This window comes from Bradyrhizobium sp. McL0616, from assembly GCF_049993385.1.
GTDB lineage: Bacteria > Pseudomonadota > Alphaproteobacteria > Rhizobiales > Xanthobacteraceae > Bradyrhizobium.
Map to the genome: position 1 here is coordinate 7,550,458 of NZ_CP188255.1, position 13,141 is coordinate 7,563,598.

The window sequence follows — 13,141 nt, forward strand, 5'->3', positions numbered from 1 at the left end:
TCACAATCGAATTCTTGATGATGGGCGAACGATTATTCAACACGCTGGCCGGCGCGCCAACCCATCTGCCAGAAGTCTGCCTCGAGCCTGGTGGCTTCCTTGAAGATCGCAATCAACTCTGCCTCGCGAGCCGACGTGGAGTAGAGATCGGCGAGATGCTCCAGGTGCGCCCGCGCCTTCGCCGCGACCTCCTGGTATGGCACGCCAGCATACTCAGCGACCCAAATGCGATAAGGGTTCGTCGCAGCGTCCGCGGCGGGGTGCGAAGCGAGCCGCGTTGCGATCTCCGCGTACCCGATCACACAGGGGGCAAGCGCCACCTTGAGTGCCAGCAGATCGCCGCGCATTCCCGCGTCGAGCACATAGCGTGTATAGGCCAGCATCTCGACCGCGGGAGGGGTTTGTTCAAGGTCGCTGGGCGATAGGCCCCAGCCGGCGCAGAGCTTCACATGCATGTTCATCTCGACGTCGAGGATGACCGAGATGCCGGCCGCCGCTTCACGCATGTCGGCGAGCTTGGGCGATTTATAGACGGAGAGCGCGTAGGCGCGAGCAAACTCGATGAGGAACAGGTAGTCCTGAACGAGGTAGTGACGAAACGCCGCTTCGGCGAGCGAACCGTCTGCCAATCCGTTCGTGAAGGGATGCTCGGTGTAGGCCCGCCACTCGGCGGATGCTTCTGTCTTCAGGCGCTCGAAGAAACTCATGATCTTTCGCCAGGTTTGCTTCTCAATGAGTGGCTTTGGGTCGCCACCATAGCACATCGCAAACCGGGTGGACCTTGACCTCGTCCGCCTCAATCACCCGTGCCGGGATTCGGTGAGAAGTATTGGAGTTTGTCCGGCTTCCCCTCCCACTCCTTAGAGTCGGGCGGGGGCGCCCTTTTGATCGTAATATTTGGCCAGATTTTCGCGTATTCCGCATTCAGCGACAGCCATTTCTCAAGCCCCGGCTCGGTGTCAGCTTTGATCGCGTCGTATGGGCATTCCGGCTCGCAGACTCCGCAATCGATGCATTCGTCCGGGTGGATGACGAGCATGTTCTCACCCTCGTAGAAGCAGTCCACGGGACACACGTCGACGCAGTCCATGCTTTTGCAGCGAATACAGCTCTCGTTGACGACGAAGGTCAAGTAAGCATCCCTTCAGCAGAGCGCAGTGGTGAACTCATTCATGGTGTCCGGCCGTCCTCGCGGTGCTCGTTCGTTGGTTGAAAATGGATGCACAGAAGACCTACGTCCTCTGGCTCAATCGGAACACCGAGGAGCAGGCATTCAGCAGCCGAGGAGCTCGCGCTCGGCGGGTTGCCGCACATCTCTGCGCCGAAATGCGCGCAGTCCGGGCAAACACCGATCCGCCGATGCGCACCACTCGTAGCTAGAGTGGACAGCACTTGGTGCAGGGCGCGACGCATCGCAGTTCGCTGCTGCGCGTCGAGCGAATCCACGGCGCGCACCAGAACTTCGAACGGATCGCGTGCAAGCGCTTTTTGGCCCTTGCTCGTCAGTCGCAGACTTACGCTTCGCCCGTCCGTTTTGAATGGCTTTCGGACCAGGTACCTACCCGCTTCAAGCGCCTTAATGGCTTGTGTGGCGGTGCCGCGTGTCGTCGCTTGAAATTCCGCGAATGCCGACGGGGTCCGCGAGAACGGGTTGGCGCGCGCGAAGAAGCGGAGCGCCATCCATTGGGCCGGACTGAGTTCGCCGTCATAGCCCTCAGCTTGTACGAGCCGTCCCACCTGCAGCAGGAGTTCTGCCGTTTCGCGCGCTGACATGATTGCCTCTTTTCAAAAGATAATAGCGTTTCGAAATCAACTTGACAAGCGATCGGATGCGGATAATTTTGTTTCGAAACTAGTTGGAGGGCTTGATCATGGCCCGCGACGCGGCCCTGCGGATACTTACGGCGGAACCCGGCCTCACTCATTATCTTGAGGAAATTCGGCGGTTCCCGATGTTGGAGCGCCAGCAAGAATACATCCTGGCCGAGCGCTGGCGCGAGCACGGCGATCGCGACGCGGCGCACAAGCTCGTCACCAGCCATCTGCGGCTCGTGCCCAAGATCACCAGGGACTATCGCGGCTACGGCCTGCCAATCTCCGACGCGATCTCCGAGGGCAATGTCGGCCTGATGCAGGCGGTCGAGCGCTTCGAGCCGGAGAAGGGCTTCCGGTTCGCCACCTACGCCGTGTGGTGGATCAAGGCGGCGATCCAGGAATACATCCTGCGCTCATGGTCGCTGGTGAAGATGGGCAGCACGGCCAACCAGAAGAAGCTGTTCTTCAACCTGCGCAAGGCCCAGAGCAAAATCTCCATCCTCGACGATGGCGATATGCAGCCGGACCAGGTGAAGATCATCGCCCAGCGGATCGGCGTCACCGCAACGGACGTGATCTACATGAACCGGCGGCTCGGCGGCGACGCCTCGCTCAACGCCGCGATCCGCGAGGACGGCGATTCCGGCGAGTGGCAGGACTGGCTGGTGGACCAATCCCCGGACCAGGAGACGACGCTCGCCGCGCGCGAGGAGTTCGATGACCGTCGCAAGACGTTGTCCGATGCGCTCACCGTGCTCAACAAGCGCGAGCGGCGCATTTTCGAGACGCGCTGGCTCGCCGAGGAACAGATCACGCTCGTGGAACTGGCCGAGGAATTCGGCGTCTCGCGCGAGCGCGTACGCCAGGTTGAGGTGAGCGCCTTCGCGAAGGTGCAGAACGCAGTGACGCACCACGTCGCGGCGATGAAGGCCGATCCCTGGCCGGCTGGGCATTCGAAATAAGCGATTGAACCGGTCCTTTCCCCGATCGCTACGGAACCCTGGAAAGGGCGTTGAGCCGACGCGAGGCAGCCATGGCCGAAGCCCCTGCTCGCAATTTCACCATCAATTTTGGGCCCCAGCACCCGGCGGCCCACGGTGTCCTCCGGCTCGTAATCGAGCTCGATGGCGAGGTCGTCGAACGCGTCGATCCGCATATCGGACTTCTGCACCGTGGCACGGAAAAGCTGATCGAGCATAAAACATACCTGCAGGCGCTGCCCTACTTCGACCGGCTCGACTATGTCGCGCCGATGAACCAGGAACACGCGTTTTGTCTAGCAACCGAGAAACTGCTGGGCATCACCGTTCCCAGGCGCGGTCAGCTTATCCGGGTGCTCTATTGCGAGATTGGCCGCCTGCTCTCGCACCTTCTCAACGTCACAACGCAAGCGATGGATGTCGGCGCGTTGACACCGCCGCTGTGGGGCTTCGAGGAGCGTGAGAAGCTGATGGTGTTCTACGAGCGCGCCTCGGGCGCACGTATGCATGCAAACTATTTCCGGGTCGGCGGCGTGCATCAGGATCTGCCGCCGAAGCTACTCGACGACATTTGGGCATTCTGCGATCCGTTCCTCAAAGTCTGCGACGATCTCGAGGGCCTGCTGACGGACAATCGTATTTTCAAGCAGCGCAACGTCGGAATCGCGGAAGTCAAGCTCGCGGACGCCTGGGGGTGGGGCTTTTCAGGCGTCATGGTGCGCGGCTCCGGTGCCGCTTGGGACCTGCGCAAAGCGCAGCCCTACGAATGTTATGCCGAGCTCGATTTCGACATCCCCGTTGGCAAGAACGGCGACTGCTACGACCGCTATCTCTTGCGCATGGAAGAGATGCGCCAGTCAGTGCACATCATGAAGCAGTGCTTAGAAAAGCTGCGGCTGCCCGAAGGTCAGGGGCCGGTGGCAATTGTGAACCATAAGATCGTTCCGCCGCGGCGTGCCGAAATGAAGCGCTCCATGGAGGCCATGATCGAGCATTTCAAGCTATATAGTGAAGGTCATCGTGTTCCCGCCGGCGAGGTTTACGCTGCTGTCGAGGCGCCCAAGGGAGAGTTCGGTGTCTATCTCGTCTCTGATGGCACCAACCAACCCTACAAATGCAAGATCCGGGCGCCCTCCTTCGCTCATCTGCAGGCAATGGATTTCCTGTGCCGCGGCCACATGCTGGCCGACGTCTCGGCGATCATCGGTTCGCTCGATATCGTGTTCGGGGAGATCGATCGATAAACGCCCGCCGCTCTTGACCATCTGAGAGCAAATACATGACTGAGACGCCCGCCGACAAAACATGCACGCCCTGTCACGGCGGCATCCCGCCACTCACGCATGATGAAGCTCAACGCTTCCGGTCACAGTAGTCTCTCCTCCTCGGAGCCCGACGTCCCCACCCAAAAAAAAGCGGAGTTCTCGATAGCCGCCGACGTAAACCGGCGCCCTCACCTCTCCTCTTCCGGATGAAGCCGGAGCGACGATCGCCAAGCCCTCCGATGCTGGCCGAATTAGGCCACTCGCGTTTTCAAATTAGGCCGCTAGACCTTTAGGCAATCGCTCCCCAATTTTGCCCCGTGACAGGCCGTGACTTGAACGCGGCGAGGAGCGCGCACGGGCGATTTTGTGCCAGGCTTGGGCGATGCGGATGAACCACTCCAGGCCTTCGGCTACGACGGCCTGTCTCATGGCGCCTTCTGGCCCGTCCTCGACTCCAAGAACCTTGTCCAAGAACCGTCCAAGACCCCTTGGGCTGGATGGTGAGCGGTCTCGGGCAGCCCGCGGCGGCGCAGGAGCAACATGGATCGCTCGTTATTTCTCGCCAGGCTCAGGGGTCCGACATTCGTTGCGATCACACTCGGCATACCGATTAATCTCGGCATGTACGAGAGCATGATCGCAGAAGCGCGTATACCGGCATTCTGTTCTATCTGTCCCGCCTGCTGTCCCTGCTCGCGGGCCTCGCGATTGTCAATCTGCACAATAGGTGGTGCGCAGACTGGCGCGTCATCGTCACGGTGCTTGGCTAGCTGATGACGATCGGCGGTATCAGCCGCATTGTCGTGCCGCAGATCGCGGTTGCGATCGGTTCGAACATCCATGGCGACCGCGCCTCCACGATCGTAGTCGCACTGATCATCGGCACACTGGGTGGTTTCCTCAGCTTCAAGGGCTACTTGCAGGGTGCGTAACGGCTCGAAATGCGGGCGATCCTAAAGCATCCTGTTCTAGTCTTCGTCCGGCTCGCGCACGACCGGCAGTTCATCGGTGCGGTCCTCTTCGTCCTCTTCGTCCTCTTCGTCCCCGTCTTCATTAGGATCTCCGGGCGGCATCGTGTTGCCCATGATCACAAAGGGACTCCGGGCGATCAACTTGGTGGATAATTCCTTGGGGATGTGTGGGGTCATGGCGTTGCTCCTCGGGTGTGGACACTAGGGTGTTATTTAGCATAGGATTTTCGACGCCGGTCGGCACGGTAACTCTTTGATTGTTTTAACACCGGTGGGGTCTACTTCGGCGCCGATTTACAAGTTGCCCGCGCGACTTGGTGGCAGCACTAGTGTCGCGCACCGCTGCAGGGCCGATACGCCATTTGTACCGATCACCCGTGCGTGAAGTCGCCGGGTCTCAATCCGAGCGCTTTGACAGCGGCTTCCGGAAGGGGTCCCCACGCTTCAACCCTTTCATTCGGCGCCATCACTTCAGCGACGATTGCCGCGGCCCTTTGCGGATCCCCTTCGGCCACGAAGTAGACAGAGCGAACGGGCGAGCCGCCGCCTAACGGTTCAGTTGTTAATAGGACAACCTGACCATTTGCCATACCCTCATCTACCACCGTTGCAGTGACGTTTCCACGATCGTATGGATCCCCATAGGCTTGGCGGTGCGGCAACGACAATGTGCGCGCCGAGGTAAACTGTCGCGACCTGGACCGGCTTCGTCTACGTCGCCTTCGTCATCGACGCCTATGCCCGCAGGATCGTCGGTTGGCGAGCCTCGCGCACGGCACATGCCGGCTTTGTGCTCGATGCGCTGGAAGCAGGCACTGCACGATCGTCGGCCGGTCCATCGCGGCGGGCTCCTGCATCATAGCGACCGCGGCAGCCAATACGTCTCGATCAAATACACCGAGCGCCTGGCCGAAGCAGGCGTGGAGCCCTCGGTCGGCAGCGTCGGAGATTCCTATGACAATGCTCTCGCCGAAACCATCAATGGTCTCTACAAGGCCGAGGTGATCCATCGGCGTGGGCCATGGCGCAGCTTCGAAGCTGTCGAGTTCGCAACCCTGGAATGGGTGGACTGGTTCAACAACCGAAGGCTTTTCGAGCCTATCGGCAACATACCGCCGGCCGAAGCCGAGCAACGCTACTACGCCATGCTGGAACAACCGGCCATGGCGGCGTAACTTAAACCAAATGGCCTCCTGCAAACCCGGGGCGGTTCATATGCCCGGATCACGATACACAATCAGGCTGCACGTCTGTGTCACGACGCCGCCGTGGTGGGACCGCCCGTCTGCTCAGTTCTTTCCCTGCGCGGAAAAGACCAGCGACTGATCTTCCATTTCCTGAACCGGAAGCTTGTGCACGCCGGCTACAGCATGGAGCTCCTGCAAGGAAGGCATCGCCGCGGCTCCGGTCGAAATGTCGATCGAGCGCGATGGGGATCGCATCATGAAGGCTGCGATCGCGATTGCGAACACCGCAAGCGCGGGAATTGTCAGGCGCAACATGGATCGCTCCATTTCTCCACTTCAGATCAGTCGCCCGGTCCGACCAGGAGGTTCAATCCGGGACCGATACGGCGGGCTGGAACCGCCCCGCTTCAAAGCCGCGCACTTGATTCTGCAAAGGCCGCGGACGCCGGCTGTTGCACAAAAAAGTCGAGAATGGCCGCGGCACTGACGGCGAGCAGGCCAGCGATACAGCAAGCAGCGATAAACGAGCGCATAACAATCTCCTGTTTCTCGACTGCCTTAGGCTGGCAGGGAGTAGGCTTCGATCTCGATGTCCATGAAAATCCGGCCAAGCGCTCCCACCGATGAATAAAAAGGCGCAGATTCCGCCCGCTCGAGGTCGACAAAAAGGCGCCTCGCCCATACCGTAAGATGCTTTTCGAAAAACTCGCGGTCCGTGCCCGTCGGAGCCGGGATATCTCCGCCGACAAGACCCGCCATGATCTCACAGAGAATTGAGATGTGGTCCTCGGGCTCCGACCGGCGTACCGATTCGATGCCCAGTCGCTGAAGCGTTTCGCGCAGCCGTGCGAGCGGCCGTGCATACAACGAGCCTGTCAGGTAGTGCGATGCATATGGCGAGAGCAGTCCTTGCCCGAGCCCGACAAAGAGATTGAAGTATTCTCGTCTCGCGCATTCCTCGCTGGTGTTGGCCGCCGCATCCGCGAGCGCTGCGTGAGCCGTTCCAAGCGAGCTGTCGTCACCTTGCAACAAGGCCAGTCGCTTTATCATTTCAGTATCCGGACTACGAGCAAGCAGGGTCGCAAGCAGCGCATACTCGCGCGAACGGGCGCGGTCGATCCCGTCGGAACCTGTTTCGGCGGAGACATGGGGCGCAGGCTGCTGCATCCGCCCTATATCCGCCGGCGATGTACAGTTCGATCAACAGAGAACATTGCCTTCTCGTCCTGTTACTTTGGCAAGGCCCCGCCGTGAGAACGGCGCGGCGCGGGAGAATCATCTTCCTGCCCAACAGCAGGACCGATTTCGGTCACGTCTACTTCCTGGTCCGCCTCGCTCGCTGCAGTTGGGCTATCCAACGTCTCGCGGCCGACGCGCGTGTGCGCAATTGCGTCCGGTGGCGCCTGCCGAACAGATGCTGATACCGGCTCCGGGAGCTTTTCATAGTCTCCGAGCGCTTGCCGGAGAAGTATTTGCACATCGTCAGTCTCTTTCAGCTCACCAAAGCCCGGTATGGCGTTCGGATCGTTAAAATCCCACTGATTCTCCGCGATGCCGATAAAGTCGCGGATGGCTGGATCACTCGCCCAGGCGCGGCGTAGTGCGGCCCGGGTCAACTCGACGGGAACCCGGCTTTGCAGAAATGCGCCGATGTCGGCCTGGGCCGTAATCGCCTCGAGCGGCGGCAGACTTGCCGGATCGAATAAGTCATCCGCCGTCGCGTTACATTGGCCAAGCGCGAGCTCAACGTTCGGCATCTCAACCGGGTCAATTTGAATATCCTTGCCGCCGGCCGCATCCTTGCGCTCCGAAGCCGCCTCGCACTTCAACCGCGCCCAACGAGAAACGAAACTGCCGGACCCCGTCATGCTCCATCCTCCCGCGCGTCCTTGCGACGGTCGAATTCAGCCGGCTGACGCCGACGCTTCACGAATGGCTGCTCGACATGATGCGTGGCGATGAACTGGGCAACAATCTCCACAATGTCGGCCGGCATCGAGACGGTCTCGACCAGATTGTTGCCGGCATCCGTCAACGCCTCGCCTTCCGCCGGATCCGCCGTAACTGCCGCGAGCTGATAGGGAGGGTCGGATGCGGTAGGACGCAACGCGACCCACAATTTGGCATCAGCTGATGCAAGATTGTCGCGGTAATACGCCGTCTCGGTCCGGTGCAATTCGATCACAGCTTCACCGGCGTAAAACAAGACTCTTTCCTCTGCTATGTCGAGCGGAGTCCAAGGCTCGGCCGAAGGCGTTCCGATGAGCACCGAGACCGGACGCCACAGAAACTCTACCCATATGCTCGACGCCTTGCGCCGTTCGACGACAACACCGACCGGGATGCTCGCGAGTACGGTCGACCTCAATTTACCGCCTCCTCACAATGAATCGGCAGTCCCGTCACCAGATTTTGCGGCTTCAACCGCAGCATCTCGTCAACCGTCATGGCCGCCAACAGATAGACCGGATCGCCCCTGACCTTTTCGATCATGTCGAACGGATCACGGAAGGTCAGCCGATACAGGCCGACGAGGTTCTTTCGTATGGGGTCGTCGACATCGCTTCCATTCCAGATCGCGTCGCCGATGCGCGTGGCGTCGGAATCCAATCCGACATACCACGTCAGTGGCGCGTCACGCAGTTCGGTCAACGGCTCGATCGCGACATCGACCGCAAGCAGGTGTGAGAGCTAACGCATGGCAACGTCGCCAAGCGCGCCGAGCCCGCGCGACCCCGCTGTCAGATCGAGCGCCATGTCGAACCGATCGCTGCGTTCCCAATAATCGCCGGCCGTTGCATCACTGAGCACGTCGACGTCCGTCGTTTCCTGCAGCCCCAACAGCGCGATCAACGGCGATTGATGCTGTCGACTGACTGAGGTCTCGGCTTCGTCATCGATGGCGACGACCGAATTATCCCGTATCATCAGCTTTTGCGGGCGGAAAAACATCTCCGCGGCACGGAGAACAAAAACGTCTGTGCAATCATCCAGCGCGTTTCGCAAAATGACCTGCACGAGCTGACCGATCAAAACATGCGGAAATCGCATGCTGCACCGGGCAATCTTGAGATAGGCCGCTTCCAGCGTGCGGTTCCCAACGAGATGGTCGCGCCAGGCGACCATCACTTCCCAATTCTTACGGGCGTCCTGATCCGCGATCGTTGCTATCCGCGAGGCAGTCACCAGGCGTCGCGGGTCGTTTAGGAAGTCATCATGAAGCAGGCGCTCGGCAACACAGGCTTCGGGCGGCGGGACGATCTCAGGACGCGCCAGATATGCCTTCAAGAACTCATCCGTGACCAATAGTCGCCCGTCGGCATCACGATCGAGGAGATGGTGTCCGCAAGCAAACCAGAAATCGTGCTTCCCGCTCAACTGGGCACTCCCTTCCCCAGCTCTGCGAGGTCAAAGTGTGTTTCGGCGTGGGTTTAGACGCCGATCGGCGCCGGGGTCACCATTCCCACATCAATTAAATCAAGACTTTAGATCCACGCGTGCGACATTTGAGGGGTCAAAGTTCGATCATTATTCACATCCAGTGGCGGAACGGGCGCAGCGCCGCCGCGAAGGACGCGAACGAGCTCGAGCGAACGCCTCTTGAAGGTACGGGGCACGACAGGTTTGCTTCCCTCGAGCAAATCGGCCCTATTGACTCGGATTGCGAATGGGCAAATCCTTCCGACAGTGCGATTGCCATTTAATTTCAGACCTACTAACTTCGGCGCACCGGTATTTATTGGCGCCATCTGGCTAAATCTTTTCTGACCAGAAACGGAGGGCCGATGCGCGCGCTCGCCTTGAGAGCCGTCTCTCTTCTCGCCCTTGCTACCCTGGGCTCGATTTCCGCCTCGCCTGCGGCACGCGCGGAGGACGGAACCGACGAGCAGTTTGGCAAGGTTCACTTCCAGACCTCCTGCAATGAGGTGGCGCAGCGCCGCTTTGACCGCGGGATGCGCTATCAGCACTCGTTCTGGTACCGGCCCGCTAAAGAGATTTTTGAGGAGACATTGCAGGCTGATCCCGAATGCGCGATCGCCTATTGGGGAATTGCCCTGAGCCTGCTGTACAATCCGCATTTTCCAGCGCCGAAGGAAAACCTCACCGAGGGTCTCGCCGCGCTGCAAAAGGGCAAGGCACTTGGCGCCAAGAGCGAACGCGAGCGCGACTATATCGACGCGCTGCTGGCCTTCTATTCGGGCGATGAAAGGACGACTTTTGGCCAGCGCGCACAGGCTTATCTCAAAGCAACCGAAGTCGTGGCCGCACGCTACCCAGATGACGACGAGGCGCAGATTGCCTACGCCATTACGCTGAATGTCACGGCGTCACCAAACGACAAGACCTATTCCAACCAGCTCAAAGGCGCCGCCATCCTGGAGCCGATCTTCAAGCGCCAACCGCGACACCCTGGCGTCGCGCACTACCTGATCCACCTCTACGACTATCCGGCGATCGCGGAGCAAGGCCTCGACGCTGCCAAGCGCTATTCTGAGATCGCGCCGGCGGCGCCGCACGCTTTGCATATGCCGTCGCACATCTTCACGCGCGTCGGCTACTGGAACGAATCCATTGATGCCAATAGCCGTTCAGCCAAGGCTGCCAAAGAGGGCAAGGACCCCAGCGAGCAGCTGCATGCCGACGACTATATGGTATACGCCCTGCTCCAGCTTGTGCAGGACGGCCGAGCTCACGACGTCATTGCGGACATGGTTGCGACCACGGGCTACGCGCCGGCGGTCCGAGCGGGTCCCTACGCGATAGCGGCCAGCCAGGCGCGCTATATGGTCGAGCGCGGCGATTGGCAGGGCGCTGCCGCCCTGAAGGTCGAGCCGAGCAGATTTGCCTATGTTGATGCGATCACCTATTTCGCCCGCGCCCTTGGCGCCGCGCGCTCCGGCAATGCAGACGCAGCCTCGGCGGACATTGCCAAGCTGGCGGACCTGCGGGACAAGCTGCAGCAGGACAAGGACGCCTATTGGGCCGAGATTGTCGACATTCAGCGGCAGGTCGCCACAGCCTGGCAGCTCAACGCCCAGGGAAAACAGGCGGACGCGCTGGAAGCGATGCGCGTTGCCGCGGACGCCGAAGACAAGACTGAAAAATCCATCGTTACGCCGGGACCGCTTGCTCCGGCACGCGAGCTTTACGGGACCATGCTGCTCGAACGCGGCAAGGCGGCGGAGGCATTGGCTGCGTTCGAAAGCACCATGCGCAAGGAGCCGAACCGCTTTGGCGCGACGATCGGCGCCGCTCACGCTGCCGAGAAAGCGGGTGACGCCGTGAAGGCACGCCAATACTACGCCAAAGTCGTCGAGATGGCGCGCAATGGCGACTCCTCACGGGAGGACCTCGTGGCCGCACGAAAGTTCTTGGCTCAGAATTAGCAAAAGTGCCGCGGCAGCTTCCATGCGCCTGACAAGCAAATTCTTCGCGATCAGCGCTGCCGTCGCACTGCTCTGCGCAGCCGCGGCGGTCTGGAAATTGCGACCCGGCGAACCGGCACGCGCAACAGCGGCATCCGGCGAGGTCCGCCCGGTGTGGACAGAAACCGACTGGCCTTTCGGCGCAGACCCTTGGGGGAAAGGAAAGGCGTTCCGCTGCAAGGCTGCCGATTGCGGCGGTGAGGTCCAGCTCTACGTCCGCGCCAAGCTCGGCTTTTGCAATTGCGCCACCGGCGTCGCCGACGATGGCGACCTCGAGCAAATGGGCGACCTGGCGCTGATTGGCAAGGCAACGCCGATCGGTTCCGGCCGCGAAATCATTGTCGGTCCGATGCGCGGCCGCAGCCGGGCCTATCGCGTCGAGGGAGATCGGAACGCGGCGCTGTCACTCGCCTACAATCAACGTTGTGACATGGTGGCCGCAACGGCTTTGGTTGGGCCGGGCGCTCCCGCGTCACTAGAGCCGGCGGTGCTGGCCTTCCTCAATAGCGACCGCATGTTGAAATGGGCTGAGATGGCGCTTGGCTTGTAATACAGCAATTCGGGTCGTTCGCAGTGTTCGGATATCCAATGTTATGGATGAAATCGGCCGGGTGACTGGGCTCGCTCCAGGAGCCGCACATGCAAGAAGCGCAACGTTCGCATTTGTACGACATCGAAGCCATTAGTTCGCAAGTGAGCGGAGCGGAAGTGGCGTCGACCGCTGCGTCTTTGAGAGAGCGAATCCTCTCGATGCGTTGAGGGCTCGGCTCTCTCCTTGGTGAGCCATCGCTCCAATCGGTCAAACGTCACAAACCTCGGTCAAATGGCGTCGCTTCTGCATCGCAACATCGGCGATAACCACGTTTCCATTCTTAATCTATCTTTAGCGATCTACTAAGAATTCCGGTTTCAAGGTCGTCTCGAATGGGAGGCGACCCATGCCGTTGATCAAATATTTTGGGTTTGTCGGCAGCGCCCTTGTCCTAGTGCTGATCGGATTGGGGTGGTGTTTGCCGCAGCCAGTGGCGGAACCTATCGTTGGCGCGAACGACAGGCCAGCCATAAGGATAACCTCGGCCGAACTGTTGCCCGAGCGGGTCATTATCGACACGAGTTTGCCGACGATTGTCTCGCCGCCGAGCGTTCTGGAATTTGCTGAACGATGGCCACAAGCAGCTGTTGCAACTGTGGTTCCAAATCCCAGGACAACGACTCCGGCACCGGTTGGTGAAGTACGGATAAAGCCGAATCTCACAAACCAGGGACGTTCGAAAATGGTTGCTGTTCGTCATCCAACGTCAAAGACGAATATCGAACCCTCGAGGAACGACAAAGCCACGACTCCATCTGCAGTCGCTGAATTGTCTCTGTTGGACAGCGTGAAGGAAGGGTTGGGACATACGCAAGCTAAACTGATGGCGGGCCTTGAGCCCTTGACGACCTATGTCGCGAAATCCCGGCTCGAGATACGGCGATAGTGCTGTCACCCTCAGTCGT

The 13,141-nt window shown here is 60.1% G+C and carries 14 protein-coding genes and 2 pseudogenes; 7 read left to right on the top strand and 9 right to left on the bottom strand.

The window, feature by feature from the left end; all coding sequences use genetic code 11:
* Nucleotides 1–32: 32 nt before the first annotated feature.
* The 3 genes from tenA to ACPPVR_RS36345 form a co-directional block, all read right to left on the bottom strand.
* Nucleotides 33–707, bottom strand: coding sequence for a thiaminase II (tenA, locus tag ACPPVR_RS36335; protein WP_426611297.1), 675 nt, complete (start codon nt 705–707; stop codon nt 33–35).
* A gap of 89 nt (nt 708–796) precedes the next feature.
* Nucleotides 797–1,132, bottom strand: coding sequence for a ferredoxin FdxA (gene fdxA, locus ACPPVR_RS36340; protein WP_426611298.1), 336 nt, complete (start codon nt 1,130–1,132; stop codon nt 797–799).
* A 38-nt stretch (nt 1,133–1,170) separates the two neighbouring features.
* Entirely contained in the window at nt 1,171–1,773 is a 603-nt protein-coding gene (locus ACPPVR_RS36345) for a MarR family winged helix-turn-helix transcriptional regulator (RefSeq protein WP_426611299.1), read from the bottom strand.
* A gap of 98 nt (nt 1,774–1,871) precedes the next feature.
* Here ACPPVR_RS36345 and rpoH point away from each other — a divergent pair, with 98 nt between their 5' ends.
* The 3 genes from rpoH (at nt 1,872) to ACPPVR_RS36360 (ending at nt 4,992) form a co-directional block, all read left to right on the top strand.
* Nucleotides 1,872–2,777 carry an RNA polymerase sigma factor RpoH gene (rpoH, locus tag ACPPVR_RS36350; RefSeq protein WP_426611300.1) on the top strand — a complete coding sequence of 302 codons (906 nt, stop codon included), beginning with the start codon at nt 1,872–1,874 and terminating at the stop codon, nt 2,775–2,777.
* 71 nt (nt 2,778–2,848) lie between these two features.
* Nucleotides 2,849–4,039 carry an NADH-quinone oxidoreductase subunit D gene (locus ACPPVR_RS36355; RefSeq protein ID WP_426611301.1) on the top strand — a complete coding sequence of 397 codons (1,191 nt, stop codon included), beginning with the start codon at nt 2,849–2,851 and terminating at the stop codon, nt 4,037–4,039.
* A gap of 794 nt (nt 4,040–4,833) precedes the next feature.
* Nucleotides 4,834–4,992: a hypothetical protein gene (locus ACPPVR_RS36360; RefSeq protein WP_426611302.1), complete on the top strand. Its 159-nt coding sequence runs from the start codon at nt 4,834–4,836 to the stop codon at nt 4,990–4,992.
* A 36-nt stretch (nt 4,993–5,028) separates the two neighbouring features.
* Here ACPPVR_RS36360 and ACPPVR_RS36365 read toward each other — a convergent pair whose 3' ends face one another.
* The gene (locus tag ACPPVR_RS36365; RefSeq protein ID WP_426611303.1) at nt 5,029–5,208 is read right to left on the bottom strand and encodes a hypothetical protein; all 180 of its coding nucleotides are present in this window, start codon (nt 5,206–5,208) and stop codon (nt 5,029–5,031) included.
* A 511-nt stretch (nt 5,209–5,719) separates the two neighbouring features.
* Here ACPPVR_RS36365 and ACPPVR_RS36370 point away from each other — a divergent pair.
* A pseudogene (locus ACPPVR_RS36370) lies at nt 5,720–6,206 on the top strand (IS3 family transposase); the annotation flags it as partial.
* A 114-nt stretch (nt 6,207–6,320) separates the two neighbouring features.
* On the opposite strand, the gene ACPPVR_RS36375 reads toward ACPPVR_RS36370, so the two are convergent.
* The 5 genes and pseudogenes from ACPPVR_RS36375 to ACPPVR_RS36395 all read right to left on the bottom strand — a co-directional run bounded on the left by ACPPVR_RS36375 (nt 6,321) and on the right by ACPPVR_RS36395 (nt 9,596).
* Nucleotides 6,321–6,533: a hypothetical protein gene (locus tag ACPPVR_RS36375; protein ID WP_426611304.1), complete on the bottom strand. Its 213-nt coding sequence runs from the start codon at nt 6,531–6,533 to the stop codon at nt 6,321–6,323.
* Between the two features lie 243 nt (nt 6,534–6,776).
* Nucleotides 6,777–7,385: a TorD/DmsD family molecular chaperone gene (locus ACPPVR_RS36380; protein WP_426611305.1), complete on the bottom strand. Its 609-nt coding sequence runs from the start codon at nt 7,383–7,385 to the stop codon at nt 6,777–6,779.
* Nucleotides 7,386–7,447: 62 nt separating this feature from the next.
* Nucleotides 7,448–8,086 carry a DUF3306 domain-containing protein gene (locus tag ACPPVR_RS36385; protein WP_426611306.1) on the bottom strand — a complete coding sequence of 213 codons (639 nt, stop codon included), beginning with the start codon at nt 8,084–8,086 and terminating at the stop codon, nt 7,448–7,450.
* Entirely contained in the window at nt 8,083–8,586 is a 504-nt protein-coding gene (locus ACPPVR_RS36390) for a DUF3305 domain-containing protein (RefSeq protein ID WP_426611307.1), read from the bottom strand. The genes ACPPVR_RS36385 and ACPPVR_RS36390 overlap by 4 nt, the downstream gene beginning before the upstream one ends.
* Nucleotides 8,583–9,596, bottom strand: a pseudogene (locus ACPPVR_RS36395) (DUF6352 family protein). The gene ACPPVR_RS36390 and the pseudogene ACPPVR_RS36395 overlap by 4 nt, the downstream one beginning before the upstream one ends.
* Nucleotides 9,597–10,003: 407 nt before the next feature.
* Between ACPPVR_RS36395 and ACPPVR_RS36400 the strand changes: the two are divergent.
* The 3 genes from ACPPVR_RS36400 (at nt 10,004) to ACPPVR_RS36410 (ending at nt 13,122) form a co-directional block, all read left to right on the top strand.
* Nucleotides 10,004–11,605, top strand: a complete 1,602-nt coding sequence (locus ACPPVR_RS36400) for a hypothetical protein (protein WP_426611308.1) — start codon at nt 10,004–10,006, stop codon at nt 11,603–11,605.
* Between the two features lie 22 nt (nt 11,606–11,627).
* Complete coding sequence (locus tag ACPPVR_RS36405; protein ID WP_426611309.1) at nt 11,628–12,194, top strand: hypothetical protein; 567 nt, start codon at nt 11,628–11,630, stop codon at nt 12,192–12,194.
* A 388-nt stretch (nt 12,195–12,582) separates the two neighbouring features.
* The gene (locus ACPPVR_RS36410) at nt 12,583–13,122 is read left to right on the top strand and encodes a hypothetical protein (protein ID WP_426611310.1); all 540 of its coding nucleotides are present in this window, start codon (nt 12,583–12,585) and stop codon (nt 13,120–13,122) included.
* Nucleotides 13,123–13,141: the final 19 nt, after the last annotated feature.